Consider the following 24,818-nt stretch of genomic DNA (forward strand, 5'->3'; position numbering starts at 1 on the left):
TTCCACAACCAGAACAGAAATAGTAACAACTTTATTTTTCCACAAAATGTATAAAAATACAAAAAAGGTATCCACGTATATGCAAAACAATATCCACACTTAAGAAATGAAATGTGGAGAGAATAGTTTTTCCACTGAAAAATTCACAGAAATAGAAAAAAGACATCTTGTGAACTAAGGGATAATTGTAGTTATTAACACAACTTATCCACCTTGTGGACAAGTTGTCAAAAACATAAATTATTGTGCAAAACTCATTTGAAAATTCTATGCAAGTTTTTTTGAAGAAAAATGTTTTGCACAGATACGGAGAGTTTATCCCCAGATTTTGTGGATAAGATTTTCATATGTAAAATTAAAAGAAACAAAAAGACGATGAATTGTTAAAACGCTTAGAATTTTTCATTGCGGAAACTAACTAGAATAAAAATAGTTCTAAAGAAGTTAGAAACTACAATGATAAATAGAGAGATGAAGGATAAATCAATAAAATTTATTTCAGAGTTAGATTTATGGAATTTAGATTATTGAGCTGTCTTGTTTGAAGTCGAAAATTTTTTTAAAACGCTGAATTGTAATATTAATCGCAACAAAGAACCCATCAAAAATTTCTAGTAAAATGAGTTTAGGATAACAAACTACTAGGAGTGATTTTGATGGGTTCACACAAAAAGCTTACACGAGATAATCGAAAATGTATAGAGACGATGATTTATGATGCCAAGAGTATTCAAGAAATAGCGGACAGAATTGGTGTTAGCCGAACAACGATTGATCGTGAGTTGAAACGAGTACCCGAAGATTTGATCTATAATGCCGACAATGCGCAATTAGATGCGGAAATGAAGCGCAGTGCCTGTGGTGCGAAGTCCAAATGGACTTCTGAATTCGCTTATCAGATTGAATGTGATCTTGAAGACAGCTGGTCCCCTGAACAAATTGCGAATGATCGTCAAATAGTTTCATTCAAAACCATTTACAATTGGCTCTATGCCGGTATTCTTAATGTGTCTAAACAGTGTCTGAGACATAAAGGCAGAAGACAAGAAAAACAAGAAGAGGCACGAGGCAAAATGACTGTAGGGCATACCATTGATGAACGCCCAGCTTCTGTGTCAACTCGAGAAGAATTTGGACATTGGGAGTTGGACACAGTTGTTTCTAGCAGAGGGGAAAGCAAAGCCTGCGAAGCAACGTTTATTGAACGGAAAACACGCTTTTATTGGGCGATCTCAATGAGGGATCGTACCGCGAAGTCAATGGCACAAGCGATTAAAGCTTTTGTGCAAGACCTAGGGAGTCACAAGGCATTTTTAAGCTTTACGGTCGACCGTGGGAAAGAGTTTTCTTGCTGGAAAGAAATTGAGAAAGATTTAGACGTACCTATGTATTTTTGTGATCCATACTCCCCATGGCAACGCGGATCTAACGAAAATGGGAATGGTTTATTTAGAGAATTCTTCCCTAAGGGAACTGATTTTTCAAAGGTACCCCCTACGGAGAAACAGGAAGCATTACGCAAGATAAATATGCGTCCTAAAAAAACATTGAACTGGAAAAATTGTTGGGAAGTCTTTCAAGAAGAAATGTTGCAATTAATTTGACAATTCAGCAAACTAAAAATAAAAAGGGATTCATCAGCCTTTTTCATTTCTTGATTGACAAAGTAGGGGAGGTGTCGTTATAATATTTGGGTATGTCTATGTAAAGTTAGCTATGGAGGTGTATTTAAAATGAAAAGAACTTATCAACCAAATAAACGTAAACGTCAAAAAGTTCATGGATTCCGTAAACGTATGAGCACTAAAAACGGCCGTCGTGTATTAGCAAGCCGTCGTCGTAAAGGAAGAAAAGTACTTGCTGCTTAAGCCACTGCCGGTCAGTGGTTTTTTTTGTATCTAAAATAAGATTCTTAAGGAATTTTTCTGACAAATAAGGATGATTCCTTATTTTGAAGTATGGTATTATTGTCAGGTATAGATTTAAAAGAAACGAAGGAAACTAGATGAAGAAAAAGTATCGGGTCAAAAAAGAACGGGAATTTCAAAAGGTATTTCAAGAAGGTGTTTCTTTTGCGAATCGAAAGTTCGTAGTGTATCGTCTAGAGCCTTCTGGTCAAAAACATTTTCGAGTAGGCTTATCAGTCGGTAAAAAAGTTGGAAATGCAGTTGCACGAAATCAAGTTAAACGCCAAATTAGAGCAGTATTGCAAGAATTGAAACCTGAATTTCCACCAATAGACTTTATCGTGATTGCACGACCAACAACGAAAGATCTGCCTCATGATGAAATGCGATCGAATCTTATACATGTTTTAAAATTAGCCAAAATATTAAGTTAGGAAGGAAACAAATTTAGGTGAAGAAATATAAAAAAATATTATTGATGACAGGATTGCTGAGCCTTGTCTTCTTATTATCTGCCTGTGGGACAGGAGAAGTCAGTGCACACAGTACCGGTGTATGGGATCGATATGTAGTTTTTTACTTCGGTCAAGCGATCAAAGGGTTGGCTTTTGGTAACGTTGGGGTTGGGATTATTCTATTTACTATTATAATAAGAATCATTTTGATGCCATTGATGCATTTTCAAACCAAAAGCATGCGCAAAACGCAAGAATTACAACCAAAGATCAAAGCATTACAAGCAAAATATAGCTCTCGTGATCAAGAAACACAACAAAAGCTACAGGAAGAAACCAAAAAGCTTTATGCAGAAAATAATGTGAGCCCTTACGCAGGTTGTTTGCCGCTTTTAGTTCAAATGCCGGTTATGATGGCCTTGTATCAAGCAATCTTACGAATTCCTGAGTTACGTTCAGGGCATTTCTTATGGTTGAACTTGAGCCAATCTGACCCTTACTTTATTTTACCGATTCTTGCGGCAATATTTACTTTTGCAAGCAGCTATTTATCAAGTATGAGCCAACTGGAGTCTAATGCCTCACTAAAAATAATGAACTTTGCAATGCCGGTTATGATTTTTGTTATGGCTTTGAACTTAGCGAGTGGTTTGTCCTTGTATTGGGTTATTTCCAACGCATTCCAAGTCGTTCAAACATTATTGATCAATAATCCGTTTAAGATCCGTCGAGAAAGAGAAGAAGCAGCTCGGCAGATTCGTGAAAGAGAACGAGCGCTTGAAAAAGCGAAACATCCGAAGAAAAAACGGAAAAAATAGGAATATTAGTTTTCTTTGTAAACATTCACATGTAATTAAGTGGGACAGGATACCGGAATCGACTATACAATTATGAAAAGTTTAGGCGAATAACTACAAAAGGGAGGTTTAGAAGATGTCCGTTTATGAAGGTCCAACGATCGACGAAGCAATTTCAAAAGGGTTACAAGCGTTAAATTTGAAAAAAGAAGACGTCAACATTGAAATTTTATCAGATGCAAAAAAAGGTTTTCTGGGTATGGGAAAGAAAGATGCACGTGTTTCTATTGAAGTAATCAAGGTAGAAGAATCGACAGTTACTCCTGAGTTGATGAAAGAAGAGAAAACGATGGATGTAACGATTGAGAAAAAAATGCAAGCCCCCGTTGATTCAACTACTCCATTAGTTGAACTAGATGAAGAGGAAGCTATCAAAGAGTTGGCACTGTACTTAACCAATATTACTAACGATATGGCTGTACCAGCGTTAGTGAAAATTCAACATGAAGCTAATGGCTTGATCGTTATGAATTTAGAAACAAGTAAGCAAGGTATGCTGATTGGTAAACACGGAAAGATATTAAATGCTTTGCAGTACTTAGCGCAAGTTTTTCTACATCGCGTAGCGAAAGAGAAATTATCGGTAGTTGTAAATGTTGGTAATTATCGTCAAAAACGTGAAGAAGTTCTAACACGTTTAGCACAACGAACTGCAGAGAAAGTAAAAGAAACTGGGCGTCCAGTCTTTTTAGAGCCAATGCCTGCGTTTGAACGAAAGATGATTCATTCAGCTTTGAGTAAGGATGAATACATAAAAACTCATTCTGAAGGCGAAGATCCTTATCGTTACTTAGTCGTTGAACCAGCGAAAAAATATTTTTAATTAGAAAGCTGTGCCTAGCTAATTGGTACAGCTTTTTCTTTATCAAAATTTGAGAAAATGATGCTATTTCAGCGGGGATGCTTGAATTGTCAAAAAAAATATGCTAATCTTACACCAGAATTTTGTAGAAAAAGCAGTCAAAGTGCTCAATCTACTCCTTTATCAAGGGGTGGAGTAGGCACTTTTTTTATGTTCTTAAATTAGTAGGAGGAAAAAAAGTGACAGAAATCACCTTAGAATTTGATACAATTGCGGCAATTTCAACACCACCGGGTGAAGGTGCGATTAGCATCGTGCGGCTGAGTGGTGATCAAGCTGTAGCAATTGCAGATAGTGTATATAGTAGCGGAAAAAAATGTTTATTGGATGCACCCTCGCATACGATTCATTATGGACACATTGTTGATCCAGCCGATCAACAAGTGGTTGATGAAGTGATGGTCAGTGTGATGCGGGCGCCAAAGACGTTTACACGCGAAGACATCGTTGAAATTAATTGTCATGGTGGGATCGTGGTCGTTAATCAATTATTGCAACTTATTTTACGTTCAGGAGCACGATTAGCCGAACCAGGTGAATTTACCAAAAGGGCATTTTTAAATGGTCGAGTTGATTTATCTCAAGCAGAAGCTGTAATGGACCTGATTCGAGCAAAAACGGATCGCGCAATGAACATTGCTATCAATCAATTAGATGGTAACTTATCTCATTTGATTCGCCAATTACGTCAAGAAATTTTAGCAACGTTGGCTCAAGTTGAAGTAAATATCGACTATCCGGAATACGATGATGTGGAAGAATTGACTACACAATTACTATTAGAAAAAGCGCAACAAGTAGGGCAGCAAATAGATGCGTTACTATTGAATGCAAAACAAGGGAAAATCTTGCGGGAAGGGTTAAGTACTGCGATCATCGGTCGTCCAAATGTTGGAAAATCAAGCTTATTGAATTATTTGCTTCATGAGGAAAAAGCAATTGTAACAGAGATTGCAGGAACCACGCGTGATGTGATTGAAGAATATGTTAACGTTCGAGGAGTACCGTTGAAACTGATTGATACTGCAGGAATTCGAGAAACTGATGATGTTGTAGAACGGATCGGTGTGGAGCGTAGTCGTAAAGCATTAAGCGAAGCAGATTTGATTTTATTGGTCTTGAATCAAAGTGAAACCTTAACTGCAGAGGATAGAGAGCTATTAACGGCGACGCAAGGATTGAAACGGATTGTTTTACTTAATAAGATAGATTTACCAAGTAAGTTATCACAAAAAGAACTAGCAACCTATTTGAGTGACGATGAAATTTTTGCGATTTCGGTTTTGGAAAAAGCTGGCTTAGATCAGTTAGAAGAAGCAATCGCCAAACTCTTTTTTGGAGGTCAAACGGGTGAAAAAGATGCGACCTACGTATCAAATACTCGTCATATTGCATTACTTGAAAAAGCAGGACACTCGTTGAGTGAAGTTCGAAATGGTATTATGGCTGGTATGCCGGTTGATCTAGTTCAGATAGATATGACTCGTTGTTGGGATTATTTAGGAGAAATTGTTGGCGATAGTGTGCAAGATGAGTTGATTACACAATTATTTAGCCAATTTTGTTTAGGAAAATAAAGAGGGAGTTGCTACATGGAATATCAAGCAGGAAGTTATGATGTAGTTGTTGTAGGAGCAGGACATGCTGGTTCTGAGGCAGCGCTAGCGGCAGCACGGATGGGCCAAAAGACATTATTGATTACAATCAATTTAGATATGGTGGCATTTATGCCGTGTAACCCATCGATTGGTGGTCCGGCTAAAGGAGTCGTTGTGCGAGAAATTGACGCACTTGGCGGTGAGATGGGACGCAATATTGATAAAACATATATTCAAATGCGGATGTTGAATACAGGTAAGGGTCCTGCAGTACGCGCATTGCGGGCACAAGCAGATAAGCATGCTTATGCAGAAGAAATGAAACATACGATTGAAAAAGAAGAAAAATTAACCTTGAAACAAGGAGTAGTCGATCGATTAGTCGTTGAAGATGGTATTTGTAAAGGCGTTGTGACTTCAACTGGAGCCATTTATTCGGCTAAAGCAGTAATCATCACTGCTGGTACAGCATTACGTGGTGAGATTATTATTGGTGAATTAAAATATTCATCCGGTCCGAATAATTCACAACCATCCGTCAAGTTAGCAGATCATTTACATGAATTAGGACTAGAAATTCATCGTTTCAAAACTGGTACGCCACCACGAGTGAAGTCAGGGTCGATTGACTACAGTAAAGCCGAGATTCAACCTGGCGATGAAAAACCGAATCATTTTAGTTATCAAACACCTGATAGTCAGTACTTACAAGAACAAATTCCTTGTTGGTTGACTTATACGAATCCAAAAAGCCATGAAATTATTCAAAATAATCTACATCGTGCACCAATGTTTACTGGTATCGTCGACGGAGTAGGTGCACGTTACTGTCCATCGATCGAAGATAAGATTGTACGATTTGCAGACAAAGAACGTCATCAATTGTTCTTAGAACCGGAAGGGCGACATACGGAAGAAGTATATGTTCAAGGTTTATCAACATCACTACCAGAAGATGTGCAAAATGATGTCTTACATTCAATTGAAGGTCTGGAAAATGCAGAGATGATGCGAACAGGGTATGCAATCGAATACGATATGGTGGCTCCCCATCAATTACGGCCGACACTTGAAACAAAAGTAATTGAAAATCTTTACACAGCTGGTCAAACAAATGGAACTAGTGGCTATGAAGAGGCGGCCGGCCAAGGGTTAATGGCTGGAATCAATGCAGCGTTAAAAATTCAAGAAAAAGAACCGTTCATTATGAAACGCAGCGATGGATATATAGGAGTTATGATTGATGATTTAGTGACTAAAGGAACCAATGAACCTTATCGGTTATTGACATCAAGAGCAGAATATCGGTTAATATTACGTCATGATAATGCGGATTTGCGTTTAACGGAGATCGGATACGAAATTGGATTAGTTGAAGAAGACAGCTATCAAGCGTATTTAATCAAGAAAGCGCATATCGAAGCGGAAATGGCTCGCTTACAATCTATTCGCATAAAACCTAACGAAGCAGTTCAAAGCTTCCTACGAGCTAAGAATAGTGCAGAATTGAAGGATGGCGTTTTAGCCAATGATTTCTTGAAGCGACCAGAAATCTCATATCAAGAATTGCTGCAATTCATTCCTGTAAATGATGAACTGACGGAAAAAGAAGTAGAACAAGTAGAGATTCAAATTAAGTATGAAGGTTATATCAAAAAAGCGATGGAAAAAGTAGAAAAATTGAAACGAATGGAAGCCAAACGCATTCCAGAACGAATCGACTATGAAGCCATCAATGGCTTAGCCACAGAAGCAAAACAAAAATTACAAAAAATTCAACCAGAAACAATTGCCCAAGCTAGTCGTATCAGTGGTGTAAATCCCGCAGACATCAGTATTTTAATGGTGTACGTAGAACAAGGGAAAATTGCGAAGGTAGACAGTGAAACAATATAAATTTTGGCTAATCTATATTTATCTATCATAAAGGAACAGATAAATATAGGGATAAGAGGACACTCCTTACATTGCGCTAAGGGGTGTCCTCTTTTAATACGTTCAGATACAAATTATGTTTCCATGAACAGTAGTGACCATTAGTTAGAGTCAATCATAAACAAACTCTTTTAATTCAATTCCAGTGTTGCCAACATTTTACGCAATTCATCAACAGGAACTTGTCCTGGTGCAGAAGCAGTTCCAGCAGAACCGAAAGTCGCTGCAGAACCGAAGACTTGACCTGAGATGCGGCTAGTCATTCCCAAGGCCCCCATCGACATTGTAATTAATGGAACATTAGCGTAAACTTCATGCATCTCGCGTGTAGCATCTAATAAAGTTAACACATCGGAAGAAGATTGCGGCATCACAGCAATCTTGCAGATATCTGCACCTTTGTTTTGCATAGCTTGTAGGCGAGTGACGATCTCCTCTTTTTCCGGAGTTTTATCGAAATCGTGGTTACACATGATAATTTTAATCCCGTTTCGATGAGCTAGATCAATTGTTTCAGCGACTTTTTTTTCGGGCATGAATAACTCAATATCTAATAAATCTAAATTTCCCTCAGTAATGATTACTTTATAAAGGTTGAAGTAGTCGTTATCAGAAAGATCACAAACTCCACCTTCCTTTTTCGTACGGAAAGTGATAAGTAAGGGTTTCTCTAAAACAGTTTTTAGATTATGAGACAATGTTGCGACGGCTTGTGGATCTTGAACATTTTCAAAAAAGTCAATTCGCCATTCTACTAAATCACAATCTAATGTCTGGATTGTTTCGACCTCTGACAATAATTCTTCCTTAGTCTTGCCCACTATTGGGACAATGATTTTTGGCACCCCTTCACCAATCGTGACTTGATCAATAGTTACTGTTTTCATTTTATTCCCCCTAATCTTTAAATAGAAGCTCTTTAATATAGCTTACCGGCATGTCTTCTCCAGTAAATAATTTAAAGGCAGCGGCGCCTTGGTATAACATCATACCTAATCCGTTTATAGTTTTTACTGCACCATGTTCTTTAGCGAATTTCAATAATTTTGTTTCGCGAGGTGAATAAACAACATCAAAAACTACTAAATCCGAACGGATTAAGGCTGGATCCGTGATTAAACTCATATCTTCTAATGGTTTCATTCCAACACCAGTAGCATCAATATAAATACTGCTTTCTGAAATAGAATTTTTGAAAGCCACCGGATCTGCTAGGTCAGTAACGGTTGCTCGACAATCTGTATTTTCGTTAATTTTTCGAGCTGTTTCTTTAGCGTTTGCAAAAACGCCATCATTAATATTAAAGATTCGCAGTTCTTTCGCACCGTCAAAAGCAGCTTGGATTGCGATAGCTGTACCTGCACCACCGGCTCCTGTTAAAGTAATAATTTGGTCTTTCACTTCGACCCCTTCATCTTTTAATGCTTCAATTGCACCTATGCCATCGGTATTGTACCCTACAAGATATCCTTTACCGTCAAGATTAGTAACCGTATTTACGGCACCAATCAAAGTAGCTTCAGGTGATACTTCATCTAGATACGGAATAATAGCTTGCTTATTAGGCATTGAAACATTCGAACCGCGGATACCCAAAGCACGAATGCCTTGAATCGTATCTTTTAACTCATCATTACCAACCTCAAATGCCAAGTAGGCGTAATCAAGTCCTAGCTTAGTAAAAGCTTCATTGTGCATCGTAGGCGACATGCTATGGCGAATAGGTGTTGCAATCAGGCTAATTAACAATGTGTGTCCAGTAAGTCGTTCAGTCATTGATGAAGTCCTCTTTTCAAATTTATTTGTTCAACAATTTTCAATCAAAGCGTTTTCTGATTTTTTCTTATTATGAATTAAATCACAAGTAGTAACATCTATTTTAGAATTTAATTCGATAAAAAACTAATGTTTTATATTAATGAAATCAATAAAGTGAATTAATAAAACGACTAGCCCAAAACTAGTCGTTTTATTAATTTATTGTAACGATGAACAATGACAAGTGAAGCTAGTAAGCCAATGATATTTAACAGAATGACGAACCAAAAAACATAAGAAATCCCTTGTTCACTAAGCACACCGGTAATATATGGTGTAACCATGATAGAGACTGAAGTAGCTAGTGAATAGTAACTGGTACATTTGCCTTTCTTTTTAGGAAAAAGTTCTAGCATTAAAGCTAATCCCAATTGCCAAATTCCCCCAGCCGCAAAAATCCCGATACTGATGGCTGCGATAACAACAGTCATAAAACTAGGATAAATGAGCATCAAAAGCAACGACATTCCTGAGATTAAAAGACAAAAACTGATGAATTTTGGGATGTTGATTCCTTTTTTTACTATACCAGAAGTAAAGAATACCGAGATAAATGAACCTGTACTGTATAGGCTGACAAAAATCAGACTATTTTCATGAGAAACAACCTGCATACTTTCAGCATATTGGGGAATCCATAAAATAAAAATGTTGAAAAGTGAGACTGAGACGAAGGAAAAAATTAATAAGGCAATACCGTCTATTTTAAATTTCCCTCGATTTTTAGATATGCCAGTTTTTGTAACCTCTGTGTCCTTTTTAACGATCGTTTTCGATTTTGGAAAACGGGCAAATAGCAAATAAAACATATTAATTAATAAACATAGTGCACATAAGAAGAAGGGCCAGCCAAAAAATAGATCCTGTTGTAACAAGTAACGCGTAATAAATGGAAGTACGAATTGTCCCAGCGAGATAAAAGCTTTGTTCAACACACTCAATGAACTATTTATTCGCTCATCGGGGTAAGCCTCAACTAATGTAGGATATGTACTAGTATCTAGAAAGGCATTACTGATACCGCCAAACATCGCTAAGAAAAATGCTACTTGATAATTTGAAGTCAAAAGCATTCCGCAAAAGAAAATCATATAAGAAACAATAGCTATTAAGACGGTTTTTTTGCGTCCAAATTTGTCTGAAAAGTAACCAGAGAAATATAAACTTAAAATCCTTCCCAAACCGATAGCGCTCATGACCAATGTAACTTGAGCGGTGGTAGCCTGCCAATGGATTTTCAGATTTGCCATATTTTGAGATAAAATAATCGCGGCCATTCCTTGGAAAATATAATTGAAATATAAACTAGAAATTAAAAGGCGGTAGTTTTCTTTTTTCATAGGAAATTCCTTTCATGTGATTTATTTCACTTGAAGTCACCCACATAGTAACGCAATTTTATTATGAAAACTAATGATTTATATCGATAAAATTGATAAACTCTATTTATCAAATAAATAAATACTTTTTAATAAATGGGGTGATGAAATGAATTTGAGACAATTAGAATTTTTTGTGACGTTAGCTCAAACAGAACATATGACACAAACAGCTAAAGAATCCAATACTTCTCAACCAAATATTAGCCATGCGATGACAATGCTAGAACAAGAGATCGGGGTAACGCTGTTTGAAAAAAAAGGACGAAATATTCAATTAACTCGCCATGGACGAATTTTTTATGAATATGTTGCCCCGGCACTGGCTGAAATCGAAAAAGGTCAACGAAAGTTACAGGAGATGGTTGATCCTGATTCTGGTGAGATTCAATTCGGCTTCATCTTTACGATGGGAGCTAATTTAGCACCAAAATTGACACAATCTTTTCATCAGAAAGGTTATCAAAAAATTAATTTTGAATTTCAACAAGGCAACTCTAACCAAATTATTCAAATGCTGCTTGATGATCGTATAGATATTGGGATTTGTTCTAAAGTGAGTAGTGATTCTGAATTAATTTATCAAATTTTAACACAGGAAGAGATGGTAGTGGTAGTCCCATTGGAGCATCCATTGGCAAAACACAATACTATCTCTTTGAGAGAGACGATTCAGTATCCATATGTTTATTATAGTAAGCAAAGTGGCTTACGACCATACTTAGATCAACAAATTAAAAATTTAAAATTAGACTTGAACATTGTTTGTGAACTTGAAGAAGATCATAGTATTTTAGGTTTTGTTGGACAAAACTATGGGATAGCAATTATGCCAAATATCCCATCGATTAGTTCTTTTCCTGTAAAAAAATTGACGATAACGGATGCCTTAGAGGATCGAAATATTTATTTGGCCGTGAAGAAAAATAATTTAGAAATTCCGGTTTTAAAAAAATTCTATGATTTTTGTTTAGAAAATACCAATAAAAAATGGGATTAAAGCTTTCTTAATCTCAGTGTGAAACATAGTTAAACCATTGCATGTATAGCAATAATAAGTTAAAGTAGAGAATAGTCTGTGAAACATTTTGCTGTTTCACGAAAATGAAAGGATTTCTTATGACGCCAGAAGAATTTAAAGCGGAATTAGGTAAGCATGGAATTGAACTATCGACAAAACAGATGGATCAATTTGCGACTTATTTTCATTTATTAGTTGAATGGAACCAAAAGATGAATCTTACAGCAATTACAGAACAAAAAGAAGTCTATTTGAAGCATTTTTATGATTCTGTTACATTGGCGCTCTCAGACACGTTCATACCACAAGGGAAATTGTGTGATGTAGGATCAGGGGCTGGTTTTCCTAGTTTACCGCTAAAAATCATTTTTCCAGAATTAGAAGTTACAATCGTAGACTCTCTAAATAAACGAATAACTTTTTTAGCGACACTGGTAAATGATTTAGAATTAGAGGGTGTGCACCTTTATCATGAAAGAGCCGAAACTTTTGGACAAAACACTGATTTTCGTGAAGCGTTTGATTTTGTAACCGCCCGTGCAGTAGCACGATTGAATGTTTTGACAGAACTTTGTCTACCATTGGTGAAAAAAGATGGATTATTCTTTGCCTTAAAGGCAGCTAAAAGTGAAGAAGAATTAACTGAGGCAGGGCGAGTGATTGCTTTACTAGGCGGTAAGTTGATTAATGCTGAAGATGTTTCATTGCCAAATGGTGATATACGCCATATCATTACAGTGCAAAAAAAGAAAGAGACGCCAAAAAAATTTCCACGAAAACCGGGTTTGCCGAATAAGCAACCAGTAAAATAATTAAATAGATTATTACAACTTATTTTTCTTTAGGAAAATAAATTCTTTAGTAGGAACTAGGAGGAAATTAGATGGCACGGATCATATCTGTTGCGAACCAAAAAGGCGGCGTCGGTAAAACGACGACAACTGTTAATTTGGGTGCGTGCTTAGCGTATGATGGTAAAAAAGTCTTGTTGATCGATAGCGATGCACAGGGAAATGCCACAAGTGGTTTAGGCGTGCGCAAACCTGATGTAAAACAGGATATTTATGATGTTTTAGTCAATGAAGTTCCAATCAAGGAAACAATTATTGAAACTTCACGAGAGAATTTATCAATCGTTCCAGCTACTTTGCAATTGGCTGGTGCAGAAATCGAATTAACTTCTATGATGGCTCGAGAATCACGTTTAAAAAGTGCTCTGGCGGAAGTCAGTGATGATTATGATTTTATTTTAGTGGATTGTCCGCCATCATTGGGACATTTAACGATTAATGCTTTCACAGCCAGCGATGCAATTTTAATCCCCGTCCAATGTGAATATTATGCATTAGAAGGTTTAAGTCAGTTGTTGAACACGGTTCGTTTGGTTCAAAAACATTTCAATCCTGGTTTAGAGATTGAGGGTGTACTATTAACGATGTATGATGCTCGCACAAATCTTGGTGCGGAAGTAGTAGAAGAAGTCCGTCGTTATTTTCAAGAAAAAGTTTACGATACGATTATTCCAAGAAATGTCCGTTTATCTGAAGCGCCAAGCCATGGGAAGCCAATCATTGATTATGATCCACGCTCAAAAGGTGCTGAAGTCTACCAAGCTCTAGCAAAGGAAGTGTTAGTTCGTGAGCAAAAATAAAGGATTAGGACGCGGAATAGATGCTCTATTCCAAGATCTTTCTGAGATTGAAGAAGTGGACATGAAGAAGGATCAAGTGGTCGAGATTCCCTTAAGTGATCTACGCCCCAACCCTTATCAACCACGGAAGTCATTTGATGAGACAACTTTGCAAGAATTAGCTAACTCAATTGAACAATCAGGGGTTTTTCAACCAATTATTGTAAGAAAATCAGCTGTTAAAGGCTATGAATTAATTGCTGGTGAACGTCGTTTTCGTGCTTCAAAATTAGCGGGTAAAGAAACAATTCCTGCAATCATTCGTGAGTTCGATGAGGAAGCGATGATGCAGATTGCAGTATTGGAAAACTTACAACGGGAGGACTTGAATCCGTTGGAGGAAGCTGAAGCTTATGAGATGCTGATGAAAAACTTAAAACTAACTCAAGCTGATGTAGCAAATCGGTTGGGGAAGAGTCGGCCGTACATTGCTAATTATTTGCGTTTGTTAACTTTACCTAAATTGGTTAAAGAAATGGTACAGGATGAACGTTTATCAATGGGGCAAGCTCGTACCTTGTTAGGTTTAAAGAAAAAAGACCAAATTTTAAAATTAGCAAATCGTGCAGTAAAAGAGAATTTGACAGTTCGCCAATTAGAACAGATTGTTAATGAGTATAATGAAGGTAAAGCAAAGGACAAAAAGAAGGGCCCTCGTTTGACCAAGGAAAAACCCTATTATTTACGAGAAAGTGAAGATCGTTTGATGGATAAATTTGGAACGGGCGTTGAGATTGTTGAGAAAGACGGTAAAGGCAAAATTTCAATTGAGTATCTATCGCCATCAGATCTCACGCGTATTTTAGATATTTTGAATATACATTTTGATGAATCGTAAATGAGTGGTGTAAAATAAAAAATACGAACGTGGAGGTTTGCCAGATGTACGATTTAGGTGATATCGTTGAGATGAAAAAACCGCATGCCTGCCAGACAAATCGATGGGAGATCATTCGTATGGGTGCGGATATCAAAATAAAGTGTGTGAATTGTGGACACATTGTTATGATGACACGCCGTGATTTTGAAAAAAAAATGAAAAAAATCCTTGAGAAGAAAATCGATTTGACTCAAAAATAATTCCTTAGTAGAGAAAGAGTGAAGTAAAACATGGCCTTAACAGCCGGAATCGTAGGATTGCCCAATGTTGGTAAATCTACCTTATTTAATGCAATTACTAAAGCAGGTGCAGAGGCTGCTAATTACCCTTTTGCGACAATTGATCCAAACGTTGGAATGGTAGAAGTACCTGATTGGCGGTTAGAACGTTTGACCGAGTTGGTTCATCCCAAAAAGACTGTTCCAACGACTTTTGAATTTACTGATATTGCCGGCATTGTAAAGGGAGCCAGCAAAGGGGAGGGGTTAGGAAACCAATTCTTGAGCCATATCCGTCAAGTTGATGCCATTTGTCATGTTGTTCGGTGTTTTGATGATGAAAATATTACGCATGTGGAGGGTAGGGTTGATCCACTAGAAGATATAGAAACGATTAATTTAGAATTGGTTTTAGCTGATTTAGATTCGATTAATAAACGCTACGCTCGTGTGGCAAAAGTAGCAAAGACAAAAGAAAAAAATGCTGTAGCAGAATTAGCGGTATTGGATAAGCTAAAACCAGTTTTAGAAGAGGGACAATCTGCTAGAACAGTTGAATTTACAGAAGAAGAACAAAAAATCGTTAAGGGCTTGTTCTTATTAACTAGTAAACCTGTTCTCTATGTGGCAAATGTAGATGAGAATACAGTTGCTAGTCCAGACGACAATAAATACGTGCAGATTGTACGTAATTTTGCAGCAAGTGAACATTCCGAAGTAATCATTGTTTGCGCTGAAGCGGAAGAAGAAATTGCTGAGTTAGAAGATGAAGACAAAGCAGAATTTCTTGAGGCAATGGGAATTGAAGAATCAGGGCTAGATCAATTAATTCGCACAGCTTATGACTTATTAGGTCTAGCTACTTATTTTACCGCAGGCGAGCAGGAGGTTCGTGCTTGGACATTCCGAAAGGGGACAAAGGCTCCTCAAGCTGCAGGAATCATCCACACAGATTTTGAACGTGGGTTTATTCGAGCTGAGACAGTATCTTTTGAAGATTTAAATAAATATGGCAGTATGCACGCAGCAAAAGATGCTGGACGTGTCAGATTAGAGGGGAAAGATTACATCGTGCAAGATGGTGATGTAATGCTGTTCCGTTTCAACGTTTAGGGAGGAAAGAAACAATGGAACCAGAAAAGTTACAAACGTTGCAAGCAGAAAATGTTCAACTTGAAGAGAGGCTGACTAAGCGTAACGAGCAATACATTTTTGACTTAAAAAAGGCTTTAAAAGCAGCGAACTTGACGGATGAACAAACCATCGTAGCCTTAAATGAAATGCTGCCAATCTTGGTTGAAGAACAGAAATCTGGTAAAACGGCACGACAATTGTTTGGTACAGTTTCAGAAAGACTAGATGCGATTGTTAATAAACCGGCTGAACAGAAAAAATCAACGACAGCTTCATTGATGTGGTTGGATAATTTCTTGTTATTATTTGGTCTATTAGGAATTGTTGCTGGTATTATGGGATTGTTTGTTTCACGTGGAACACCAACGGTCACATACGGTCTAACAACATTGATTGTGGCTTCGGCTGTCTGCGGACTGGTATTTTACATGATGTATTTATTTGTTTACCAGTTTGAACAACCTGGTGCAGATAAAACGAAAAAACCAAAAACTTGGAAGACGATACTTATGTTAGCATCAGTTACTATTGTGTGGTTCTTAGTCTTCAATGGAGCAGCATTACTGCCAACGTCATTGAATCCAGTCCTAGATCCAATGGTTATGGTTGTTTTATCGGCTCTTGCTTTAGCAGTGCGTTATTATTTGAAAAAACGTTTTGGGATTATTAGTAGTTTAGCAACTGCACCACGTAGATAGAAAGAGGAAGCAAGGCTCAAATGAAGCCTGCTTCCTCTTTTTATTTTGTTGCTTCAGAAACTAATTTTACTATTGCTTGTTTTTGATATTCTTGAGTAGCGTCTTGGATAATTCTCTGCTGTGTTGTTTGATCCATCGTTGGATTCTGAACCAGAGCAGCTTCAACTTTTTCATGAATATAATTTTTAGCTTCATTTTGCATAGATGATCCATTTTCAGAAACTAATTTTTCTAACTTTTTTGCTTGATCAGTACTTAAAACTAGCCAATCTTTTTGAATATTGAAAGTATTTTTTTCTTTAATTAGCTGATGTTTTTTACTAGAAAGCCCAAACCAGAATCTAGCAGTAGCACTATTATAGATCCAATATGTTTTATCTGTCTGTACTTGTGTTTTAGTTTGATTTTTCTTAATGACATTTTCAATGTGATCTGTCCCAGTTCTTTTAGGTTTTTTCTGAGCTTCATTGGTTTTATATAAATAGATCTTCTCCGTTCCATTACCGAGCGGTTGATAAAGCAGCATATTTATATTCTTACTACCAGATGTAGAAGTCAGAGTCTGAGTGGTAGTCTCGGTGAACTTTTTCATACCAAAATGATAATGATCATTAGCGATAATGAAACCTAAACTAACTAGGAAGATTGTCGCGAATAATATTGAAAAAATTGTTTGCCATGTCTTTTTTGCAAAAATATTTGTTAAAGCAAAAGCTAATACACTGATGATCGTTATAGCGAAAATCATTTTGCTATACCTCCCTCGACTTTTTTATCGGATTTCAAGAAGAAGGTGATGATGAAACCGATGATACCAAAGATTACAGCGGTAAAGAAAGCTGCATGATAACCAGACAAGGTAGCGTTAATTGCTTGATTTTTGTACGATAATGGTAAAGTTTTTAGTAAATGTGCTGCTGGCAAATTATCTTTTGTAACATTAGTCAACACACTGATCAATATAGCTGTTCCGATTGAGCTTGCAACTTGGCGGAAAGTATTATTTACCGCTGTTCCATGACTAATTAAATCCATTGGCAAAGCGTTCATCCCAGAAGTAGTAACAGGCATCATGACCATTGAGATACCAAACATTCGCATAGCATACAAGATAACAATCATAGCAATTGGTGTTTCAGATGTTAAGAATGCAAATGGCAGAGTAGCAGCTGTTAAGATTAGCATTCCACTGATCGCTAAACGTTTTGCTCCATATTTGTCAAAAATAGCTCCAGTAATAGGCATCATTAACCCCATAATCAAGGCTCCGGGTAATAACATTAATCCAGAATGGAAAGCTGATTCCCCACGAATATTTTGAATATATAAAGGAAGGACCATTTCGGCTCCTACCATCGCCATATTGACCACACCACTTAAAATAGCAGCAATTGTAAAGACAGACGACTTAAATACACGTAGTTCTAAAAAAGGGTGTTCCAAATGTAGCTGCCGCCATACAAATAGTCCGATTACTAATACTCCAATGATCAAAAAAACGATAACTTTAGTGCTATTCCACCCATCATTACCAACTGAAGAGAAGCCGTAAAGCAAACTTCCAAAACCAATTGTTGATAGTAGAGCTGACAGTATGTCAATGCGTGGATTAGATAATTGAATAACGCTTTTCATTAAAAAGGTAGCCAACACTAAAACTAAAATAACGATTGGGATTACCATGCCGAAAAGATCGCGCCAAGTATAATGATCAATGATCCAACCTGAAAGGGTGGGACCTAAAGCTGGAGCGAGTCCGATAACAATTCCTGCCATACCCATTGCAGATCCACGTTTTTCCGGCGGGAAGATCGAAAGCATGATGTTTTGAAGCAAGGGCATTGAAATACCGACACCAGCGGCTTGTATCAAACGTCCTATTAACAAAATTGAAAAGCTTGGAGCGACAAAGCAAGTAATTGTACCAATCAAAAAAATCGTCATTGCAGTTAGATACAATTTTTTTGAACTAAATTTATTAATCAGCCATGCGCTGATCGGAATCATAATCCCGTTTACTAGTAAGAAGCCAGTTGTTAGCCATTGAACACTGGAAGCAGATATATCGAAAGCTTTCATTAGTGTTGGAAAAGCTGTTGTTAACAATGTTTGGTTTAATACAGTACAAAATGTTCCTATCAATAGTACAACAACTAATAGGGTACGATTGTAGGGTTTTCCATAAATATCGATCGTATTACTGCTCACGATCTTACGCCTTCTCTCTTTTTGAAAATTTTCAGAAATAATAAATATTCGTTTGTTACTTTACTGCTAGTTGTATTTTTTGTCAACTTTCTTGACATAGTTGTTAACGAAAGTATAATTTTAGATTGAAGAGGAGGATATGTTGTGAAGAATAATACTGTTAAACAGCTCCTAGAAAGTGATGATTTATTAGTAGGTATCAGTGAATTAAGTAAGGTAACTGGTATTTCACCACGACAAATTCGTTATTGGGAACAAAGAGGCTACATTAATTCTACAGGTGAAAAAAGTGGCAATCGAAAATTCAAATTACCAATGGTGATCAAGGTTGAAATAATCAAACAGTTTTTAGACGAAGGATATACATTAACTTCAGCAGTTGTGAAGGCACAAGAACGGCAAGAAAATATTCACCAGGCTAAAATATTGCTGCGTGGGATTTTTAAAGGGATACAACAAGTTGGTGAGCGTTACACGATAATACATCTGGATGATTTTACAAATAAAGAAGGTTTTTATCTAATTCGTGACAACGATACAAATCAAGCAACTTATCAATTTATCAATGAAGATAGCGAGATAACTAATGGGTTCCTAAAAAAAAGCTTTGATACTTCAGAAAAATAAAGGTTATATGAGGATTTTCGCACAAGTTGTTGACTTCACTCGTTCATTCTGTTAGTTTTTTTAATAAAAATAATTCTGGGGAGTGGTAACGAACAATGTCTAATTGGGAAACGAAATTTGCAAAAAAGGGTCTAACTTTTGATGATGTTTTGTTGATACCGGCGGAGAGTCATGTATTGCCAAATGAAGTGGATATGAGTGTACAATTGGCGAAAAATATCAAACTAAATATTCCGTTAATGAGTGCAAGTATGGATACGGTGACCGATAGTAAAATGGCAATTGCTATGGCCCGACAAGGTGGGCTTGGTGTCATCCATAAAAATATGAGTGTTGCTGCCCAAGCAGATGAGGTTCGTAAAGTAAAACGTTCAGAAAGTGGTGTGATCATTGATCCGTTTTTCTTAACGCCTGAACATAAAGTACAAGATGCTGAAGATTTAATGAGCCGCTATCGTATTAGTGGTGTGCCAATCGTAGAAACTTTAGAAAACCGGAAATTGGTGGGTATCATCACGAATAGAGATATGCGCTTTGTAACAAATTATGACATCCCAATTCATGAGGTCATGACTAAAGACGGCTTAGTGACTGCACCAGTAGGTACTAAATTGCAAGATGCTGAGAAAACATTACAGAAACACAAAATTGAAAAATTACCGATTGTTGATGAAGAAGGACGCTTAAGCGGTCTGATAACAATCAAAGATATCGAAAAAGTCATCGAGTTCCCGAATGCAGCGAAAGATGAGCACGGTCGTTTATTAGTAGCGGCAGCAGTAGGTGTTACTAGTGATACTTTTGAGCGGGCAGAGGCTTTGTTAAAAGCTGGTGCTGATGGTATCGTAATTGATACAGCTCATGGACATAGTGCTGGCGTTTTACGGAAAATTCGTGAAATTCGCGAAACATTCCCTGAAGCCACTTTAATTGCAGGAAATATAGCTACAGCGGAAGGAGCAAAAGCTCTATATGATGCTGGCGTGGATGTAGTAAAAGTCGGTATCGGACCTGGATCGATTTGTACAACACGAGTTGTTGCTGGTGTAGGAGTTCCTCAATTGACTGCAATTTACGATGCAGCTTCTGTTGCGCGTCAATATGGTAAGGCCATTATTGCTGATGGGGGAATTAAATATTCTGGAGATATCGTAAAAGCTTTAGCAGCAGGCGGACACGCGGTTATGCTTGGTTCAATGCTGGCTGGAACAGATGAATCTCCTGGTGAATTTGAAATTTATCAAGGTCGTCGTTTCAAAACATATCGTGGAATGGGTTCTTTAGGTGCGATGGAAAAAGGTTCTAGTGATCGATATTTCCAAAGTGGTGTCAATGAAGCGAATAAATTAGTTCCTGAAGGCATTGAAGGACGTGTGGCCTACAAAGGGTCTGCAGCGGATATTATTTTCCAAATGATTGGTGGATTGAAAGCTGGAATGGGTTACGTTGGTGCAGGAGATTTAGGTCATTTAAGGGAAAATGCACAATTTGTTCAAATGAGCGGTAATGGTTTAAAAGAATCCCATCCTCATGACGTTCAAATTACTAAAGAGGCACCAAATTATTCAGTTGAACAATAAGAGTTTAATAACCTTAATAAAAAACAGCGACTTCGCAAAAGTGAAGTCGCTGTTTTTTTTAGTGTTACTTTCAGAATTAATAGGAATATTTGAAATAACAGTTGAAATTTTTTTCTAAGAAGGGACCGGCTATTATTTTTCTTTTTTAATGACTTTTACATTACCCATATACGGTACTAGAACTTCTGGGATTGTAACGGACCCATCCTCATTTTGATAGTTCTCTAGGATAGCGGTCACTGTTCGACCAACAGCCAGGCCAGAACCATTTAACGTATGTGCATATTGTACTTTGCCATCTTCATCACGATAACGTATCATAGCTCGACGTGCTTGGAAGTCTTCACAATTTGAACAAGAACTAATTTCACGATAAGTATTTTGGGCAGGCACCCATACTTCTAAGTCATAGGTTTTTGCAGCCGAGAATCCCATATCTCCAGTACACAATGTGATGACGCGATATGGTAAATTCAATTTTTGTAATAAAATTTCAGCATTTTGAGTCATTTTTTCTAGTTCATCATAAGAAGACACTTTGTCACTAAATTTTACCATTTCTACTTTATGGAATTGATGTAATCGTATTAAACCGCGAGTATCACGTCCGGCACTACCTGCTTCAGAACGAAAAGAAGGAGATAAGGCTGTGAAATAAATAGGTAAATCTTTCCAATCTAAGATTTCGTCAGCATAATAATTTGTTAATGGAACCTCTGCAGTTGGAATCAATGTTAAATCACGATCTTCCACTTGAAAAACATCTTCTTTAAATTTTGGAAATTGACCTGTACCAAACATTGCTTTGCTATTTACTAAATAAGGCGTAATCATTTCGGTGTAGCCTTGTTCATAAACATGTTCGTCTAACATAAAATTGTAAACAGCACGCTCTAATCGCGCACCTAAACCTTTGTAATAAACAAAACGACTTCCAGATACTTTTGCACCACGTTCGAAATCCAAGATATCTAAATCCTCAGCGACCTCCCAATGAGGTTTTGGTTCAAAAGAGAATTGATTAGGAGCGCTCCACCGACGAACCTCTACATTATCATCTTCGTCTTCACCAATTGGTACAGAATCATGTGGTAAGTTTGGTAAAGTTGTTGCAATATCTGTTAACTGCATATCAATCTCGTTTACTTGAGTATCAAAGTCTTTAATTGTTACTCCGACTTCTTTCATTTCTGCAATTTTGTTAGTAGCGTCATTTTTTTCGCGTTTCAATTTTGCAATTTCATTTGAAACATCATTCCGAATTTTTTTCAATTCTTCTGTTTTTACCAGTAGCTGTCGGCGTTGTTCATCCAGTTTTAAGAAACGTTTTAACACTTCTTCTTTTACTCCCCGGCTAGCTAATTTTTCATTTACTTCTGTAAAATTGTTTCGAATCGTTTTTACATCTAGCATTGTTTTTTTCCTCCTTTAAAATAAAAAAACACCGTTTCATCCCGTAAATAGGGACGAAACGGTGTTGAATTTCGCGGTACCACCCAAATTCAGCATATGCTGCACTTGAACGACGGATAACGACGTCACTCGGTTTCTCTTTCAAAAAACGCAGACTACGAAACTGGATTTCTACAAGTTGTTTTGTTGATTTACACCGACCATCAACTCTCTGAAAAAACATACTTATGTACTTGGTTTCCTGCATGTGTTATTGAGCTTAGTATAAGCAATCAAAATTTTAAAGTCAATGATTATCTGGAAAGGCCTTTACCTGATTTTTATAAAGAGGTAAATGAATAATGAACGAAGTCCAATCATCATTTGATTGAGCGTAAATATACCCACCGTGAAGATTAATAATATTTTGAGCAATTGCTAGGCCTAAGCCAGTACCGCTGATTTCTTGAGAGCGGGAACCGTCTACGCGATAAAAACGGTCGAATAATTGATCTAGAGCTTCTCTAGGAATGGGAGAGCCGTTGTTTTTAACGGTAACTACAGCTTCATTTTTCGCTTTTTCGATCTCAATAACAATCTTGTTGGCCTCGGTACCGTATTTTAGTGCATTGGTAATTAGGTTATTGAAGACGCGAACAAGCTTCTCTGTATCACCATCCATCACCAGTTGGCTTTCTCTTGTGTCAACTTGAATTTGAATATTCTTCTTTTTTGCTTCTAATTCAAAATCAGCGGCTAACTGTTCTAACAGCTGGACCATGTCAAAAGAAACATTATTGACCGGAACAGAAGGTTGTCGAACCTTAGAATATTCAAATAAATCTTCAACTAAGGACTTCATTTGCTTTGCCTTTTTGTATGCGATACTTGTATACTTAAGAATTTCATCAGCATTTTGATACTGACCGTCTTCAATCAAACCAAGGTATCCAATAATTGAGGTCAAGGGCGTGCGTATATCGTGACTGACATTTGTAATCAATTCATCTTTAGATTTTTCGATTTCTCTTTCATCTTCAATAGCCGCGACAGTACTGTCGACCAAACCATTAATGCTGTCTACAACTTTGCTAAGATCACCGCGTAATTCAAAAGGAATTCGATAATCGTAATTTCCGCTGGCAATGTAGTGCAGCTCATTAATTATATGGCGTAACTGCATTTGACGATATCGTCTGATTAGACGCCAAAAGACAATAAGTACATCAATGATGATGAAGAAAGGAATAACAAAATTGCGCCCGCTCCAAAAAATATCACTACCAAGGTTGTTAGCGAATATATCTTTTGAACGATATATTGCATCCGTTAAATCAGGCGAATTATTGAGCATCTGAGTAAAAAGTACCATAATCGCTACATTTAATAGAAGTAATAAGATTATAGTAACGATTCCTTCAGCTATTAACTCGCTAACTTCCTTTGAAGTAAGAGTAACTCTTTTTTTCTTTTCTAAATTATTTTGCATCAATCTTATAGCCTACACCCCAAACGGTTTGGATCACTTTTTCACCATCAGTCGCTTCTTCGATCTTATCACGTAAGTGGCTGACATGAACCATGACCGTTTTGGCAGATACAATACTTTCCTGTTTCCAAACCCGTTCAAAAATTTCATCGGCACTAAAAACACGATTTGGATGACTCGCTAGCAAATAAAGGATACCGAATTCTAAAGCGGTCAGTTGTATTTCTTTACCGTCGACTGTTTTCACTTCATGAGAATCTTTATTAATAATTAATGACTGAATCTCAAGAATATCTGGTTGGTCCTCTGCGATTTGCATCTTAGTGCGACGTAATAAAGATTTCACCCGTGCCATAACTTCTAAAGGGTTAAACGGTTTTGTCACGTAGTCATCTGCCCCAGCGACTAAGCCCTTAATCTTATCCATGTCAGTAGTTTTAGCTGTTAACATAATAATAGGAATTTGGGATTCCTTTCTCAATTCCTTAACAACTTGCATGCCATCCATTACTGGCATCATAATATCCAATAATAATAAATCGATATCATTTGTTGTACGTAATTTACTTAATGCCTCTTTACCATCGTATGCCTTAACGACTTCATAGCCTTCGTTATGCAAATAAATACTCAGTAGATCTACAATTTCTTTATCGTCATCTGCAACTAATACTTTCATTTAATGTTCCTCCGTCCATATAAATATTATTACTTCATCATTTTACCAAAGAAATGAAAAGAAGGCGAAAGGCAGTGATAGGAGTTAAGGAAAAATCAAAAATAGAATGACGAAAGTTTTTCTTTGAGAGCGCTCCGAAATGCGTCTTGCAACAGAAAAAAGCGAACAAAATGCTTCTTTCCGTAATTATTCATCGTGTTTGAAAAAAGTTAATCGAATCCTCTTTTTTTTGTTGACCCGGCGTTATAAAACTGTTATATTATTTTATGTTCTGAAACGGCGAAAGCAAACTTAGAACACTTACGATTGTTATTGACAGATTGCTGACTTTCAGTTATTCTATCAAAGTCGCATAAAGCGATGACGACATTTTCTTCGAAAAAAACTTCAA

At 36.9% G+C, this 24,818-nt stretch carries 24 protein-coding genes and 1 other annotated feature; of the genes, 16 read left to right on the forward strand and 8 right to left on the reverse strand.

Annotated features, from left to right (window positions below):
• Positions 1-656 precede the first annotated feature (656 nt).
• The 7 genes from IGI38_RS21030 to mnmG all read left to right on the forward strand — a co-directional run bounded on the left by IGI38_RS21030 (position 657) and on the right by mnmG (position 7,575).
• On the forward strand, positions 657-1,604 hold the full coding sequence (locus IGI38_RS21030; protein ID WP_438725454.1) for an IS30 family transposase: 948 nt from the start codon (positions 657-659) through the stop codon (positions 1,602-1,604).
• 129 nt (positions 1,605-1,733) lie between these two features.
• A complete protein-coding gene (gene rpmH / locus IGI38_RS21035) occupies positions 1,734-1,868 on the forward strand; it encodes a 50S ribosomal protein L34 (protein WP_006703104.1) in 135 nt (44 codons plus the stop codon).
• A 137-nt stretch (positions 1,869-2,005) separates the two neighbouring features.
• Positions 2,006-2,341: a ribonuclease P protein component gene (gene rnpA, locus IGI38_RS21040; protein ID WP_438733869.1), complete on the forward strand. Its 336-nt coding sequence runs from the start codon at positions 2,006-2,008 to the stop codon at positions 2,339-2,341.
• A 17-nt stretch (positions 2,342-2,358) separates the two neighbouring features.
• Entirely contained in the window at positions 2,359-3,180 is an 822-nt protein-coding gene (locus IGI38_RS21045) for a YidC/Oxa1 family membrane protein insertase (RefSeq protein ID WP_438733871.1), read from the forward strand.
• A gap of 115 nt (positions 3,181-3,295) precedes the next feature.
• Positions 3,296-4,042, forward strand: coding sequence for an RNA-binding cell elongation regulator Jag/EloR (gene jag / locus IGI38_RS21050; protein WP_438733872.1), 747 nt, complete (start codon positions 3,296-3,298; stop codon positions 4,040-4,042).
• Positions 4,043-4,260: 218 nt separating this feature from the next.
• The gene (mnmE, locus tag IGI38_RS21055) at positions 4,261-5,658 is read left to right on the forward strand and encodes a tRNA uridine-5-carboxymethylaminomethyl(34) synthesis GTPase MnmE (protein WP_438733873.1); all 1,398 of its coding nucleotides are present in this window, start codon (positions 4,261-4,263) and stop codon (positions 5,656-5,658) included.
• A 15-nt stretch (positions 5,659-5,673) separates the two neighbouring features.
• The gene (gene mnmG / locus IGI38_RS21060; RefSeq protein WP_438733874.1) at positions 5,674-7,575 is read left to right on the forward strand and encodes a tRNA uridine-5-carboxymethylaminomethyl(34) synthesis enzyme MnmG; all 1,902 of its coding nucleotides are present in this window, start codon (positions 5,674-5,676) and stop codon (positions 7,573-7,575) included.
• Between the two features lie 170 nt (positions 7,576-7,745).
• Here mnmG and aroD read toward each other — a convergent pair whose 3' ends face one another.
• The 3 genes from aroD to IGI38_RS21075 all read right to left on the reverse strand — a co-directional run bounded on the left by aroD (position 7,746) and on the right by IGI38_RS21075 (position 10,772).
• Positions 7,746-8,501, reverse strand: a complete 756-nt coding sequence (gene aroD / locus IGI38_RS21065) for a type I 3-dehydroquinate dehydratase (protein ID WP_438733875.1) — start codon at positions 8,499-8,501, stop codon at positions 7,746-7,748.
• Between the two features lie 10 nt (positions 8,502-8,511).
• Positions 8,512-9,390 carry a shikimate dehydrogenase gene (locus IGI38_RS21070; RefSeq protein ID WP_438733876.1) on the reverse strand — a complete coding sequence of 293 codons (879 nt, stop codon included), beginning with the start codon at positions 9,388-9,390 and terminating at the stop codon, positions 8,512-8,514.
• A gap of 173 nt (positions 9,391-9,563) precedes the next feature.
• Entirely contained in the window at positions 9,564-10,772 is a 1,209-nt protein-coding gene (locus tag IGI38_RS21075; RefSeq protein WP_438733877.1) for an MFS transporter, read from the reverse strand.
• 148 nt (positions 10,773-10,920) lie between these two features.
• Between IGI38_RS21075 and IGI38_RS21080 the strand changes: the two genes are divergently transcribed.
• The 7 genes from IGI38_RS21080 (at position 10,921) to IGI38_RS21110 (ending at position 16,452) form a co-directional block, all read left to right on the forward strand.
• Complete coding sequence (locus IGI38_RS21080) at positions 10,921-11,811, forward strand: LysR family transcriptional regulator (protein ID WP_438733878.1); 891 nt, start codon at positions 10,921-10,923, stop codon at positions 11,809-11,811.
• 119 nt (positions 11,812-11,930) lie between these two features.
• A complete protein-coding gene (gene rsmG, locus IGI38_RS21085) occupies positions 11,931-12,644 on the forward strand; it encodes a 16S rRNA (guanine(527)-N(7))-methyltransferase RsmG (protein ID WP_438733879.1) in 714 nt (237 codons plus the stop codon).
• Between the two features lie 71 nt (positions 12,645-12,715).
• Positions 12,716-13,483, forward strand: coding sequence for a ParA family protein (locus IGI38_RS21090; RefSeq protein ID WP_438733881.1), 768 nt, complete (start codon positions 12,716-12,718; stop codon positions 13,481-13,483).
• Positions 13,470-14,360 carry a ParB/RepB/Spo0J family partition protein gene (locus tag IGI38_RS21095; protein WP_438733883.1) on the forward strand — a complete coding sequence of 297 codons (891 nt, stop codon included), beginning with the start codon at positions 13,470-13,472 and terminating at the stop codon, positions 14,358-14,360. Before IGI38_RS21090 ends, IGI38_RS21095 begins: the two co-directional genes overlap by 14 nt.
• A 44-nt stretch (positions 14,361-14,404) precedes the next feature.
• The gene (locus tag IGI38_RS21100) at positions 14,405-14,602 is read left to right on the forward strand and encodes a DUF951 domain-containing protein (RefSeq protein ID WP_438733885.1); all 198 of its coding nucleotides are present in this window, start codon (positions 14,405-14,407) and stop codon (positions 14,600-14,602) included.
• Between the two features lie 30 nt (positions 14,603-14,632).
• On the forward strand, positions 14,633-15,733 hold the full coding sequence (gene ychF, locus IGI38_RS21105; RefSeq protein WP_438733886.1) for a redox-regulated ATPase YchF: 1,101 nt from the start codon (positions 14,633-14,635) through the stop codon (positions 15,731-15,733).
• Positions 15,734-15,747: 14 nt separating this feature from the next.
• Positions 15,748-16,452: a DUF1129 domain-containing protein gene (locus IGI38_RS21110; RefSeq protein ID WP_438733887.1), complete on the forward strand. Its 705-nt coding sequence runs from the start codon at positions 15,748-15,750 to the stop codon at positions 16,450-16,452.
• 40 nt (positions 16,453-16,492) lie between these two features.
• Here IGI38_RS21110 and IGI38_RS21115 read toward each other — a convergent pair whose 3' ends face one another.
• Both IGI38_RS21115 and IGI38_RS21120 read right to left on the reverse strand, forming a co-directional pair.
• Positions 16,493-17,200, reverse strand: a complete 708-nt coding sequence (locus IGI38_RS21115) for a DUF4811 domain-containing protein (RefSeq protein ID WP_438733888.1) — start codon at positions 17,198-17,200, stop codon at positions 16,493-16,495.
• Complete coding sequence (locus IGI38_RS21120) at positions 17,197-18,660, reverse strand: MDR family MFS transporter (RefSeq protein ID WP_438733889.1); 1,464 nt, start codon at positions 18,658-18,660, stop codon at positions 17,197-17,199. The genes IGI38_RS21115 and IGI38_RS21120 overlap by 4 nt, the downstream gene beginning before the upstream one ends.
• A 144-nt stretch (positions 18,661-18,804) precedes the next feature.
• On the opposite strand from IGI38_RS21120, the gene IGI38_RS21125 reads away from it, so the two are divergent.
• Positions 18,805-19,287, forward strand: a complete 483-nt coding sequence (locus IGI38_RS21125; RefSeq protein WP_438733890.1) for a MerR family transcriptional regulator — start codon at positions 18,805-18,807, stop codon at positions 19,285-19,287.
• 95 nt (positions 19,288-19,382) lie between these two features.
• Positions 19,383-20,867, forward strand: a complete 1,485-nt coding sequence (gene guaB, locus IGI38_RS21130; RefSeq protein ID WP_438733891.1) for an IMP dehydrogenase — start codon at positions 19,383-19,385, stop codon at positions 20,865-20,867.
• A gap of 132 nt (positions 20,868-20,999) precedes the next feature.
• On the opposite strand, the gene serS is transcribed toward guaB, so the two are convergent.
• The 3 genes from serS to IGI38_RS21145 form a co-directional block, all read right to left on the reverse strand.
• Entirely contained in the window at positions 21,000-22,280 is a 1,281-nt protein-coding gene (gene serS / locus IGI38_RS21135; protein WP_438733892.1) for a serine--tRNA ligase, read from the reverse strand.
• Positions 22,281-22,326: 46 nt separating this feature from the next.
• Positions 22,327-22,535: a binding site (T-box leader), on the reverse strand.
• A 31-nt stretch (positions 22,536-22,566) separates the two neighbouring features.
• Positions 22,567-23,748 carry a sensor histidine kinase gene (locus IGI38_RS21140; RefSeq protein ID WP_438733893.1) on the reverse strand — a complete coding sequence of 394 codons (1,182 nt, stop codon included), beginning with the start codon at positions 23,746-23,748 and terminating at the stop codon, positions 22,567-22,569.
• Positions 23,738-24,427, reverse strand: a complete 690-nt coding sequence (locus tag IGI38_RS21145; protein ID WP_438733894.1) for a response regulator — start codon at positions 24,425-24,427, stop codon at positions 23,738-23,740. Before IGI38_RS21145 ends, IGI38_RS21140 begins: the two co-directional genes overlap by 11 nt.
• Positions 24,428-24,818 lie beyond the last annotated feature (391 nt).

This window comes from Enterococcus sp. AZ128, from assembly GCF_051714485.1.
Taxonomy (GTDB): Bacteria; Bacillota; Bacilli; order Lactobacillales; family Enterococcaceae; genus Enterococcus_A.